The following is a 451-nucleotide window of genomic DNA, read 5'->3' as shown; positions in this document are numbered from 1 at the left end:
TCAATTTTCAGTTCGCTGTCTGCTTCCACACCAGCTTCTGGGTCTGGGGTCACGCGCATTTCAGCGTCAATGGCCTGCATTGCTTTGTCACCGGCTTCTTTTGCCTTTTCGGTGGCGGACTCTGCGGCATCGCCAGCCGCCTTCGTAGCGGATTCTGCGGCGTCGGCATCCTCAGAGGTGACAGAGACGGCGGTGTCTTTAGCTTCTTCAGAAGAGCAGCTGGCCAACACCAGTGCGGATGCGGCGGTGATGCCCAAGGCTGCGGAACGAAGCGTACGGCGACGGGAAGTCTTTGCAATAGTCATAAGCGCCATTATATGCATGGCTTATTTTTGAACAAGCTAAGAGTTGCTTTAGAGGTAGGCATCGGGAAATATGGCCACATGTGAATTCCCTGCGCAAAACACTCTTAGCGACGCTTTCTGCCACGTGCATTCTCCTAGCATCGTGC

1 pseudogene is annotated in these 451 nt (G+C 54.3%); it reads right to left on the bottom strand.

The features are described from left to right. A pseudogene (locus BKN05_RS12025) lies at nucleotides 1–305 on the bottom strand (hypothetical protein); the annotation flags it as partial. Nucleotides 306–451: the final 146 nt, after the last annotated feature.

Origin of the sequence: Corynebacterium sp. S5S1 (assembly GCF_001913985.1) — a bacterium.
GTDB lineage: Bacteria > Actinomycetota > Actinomycetes > Mycobacteriales > Mycobacteriaceae > Corynebacterium > Corynebacterium marquesiae.
The sequence above is the reverse complement of the archived record's forward strand: the minus strand, read 5'-3'. Positions and strand labels throughout refer to the sequence as shown.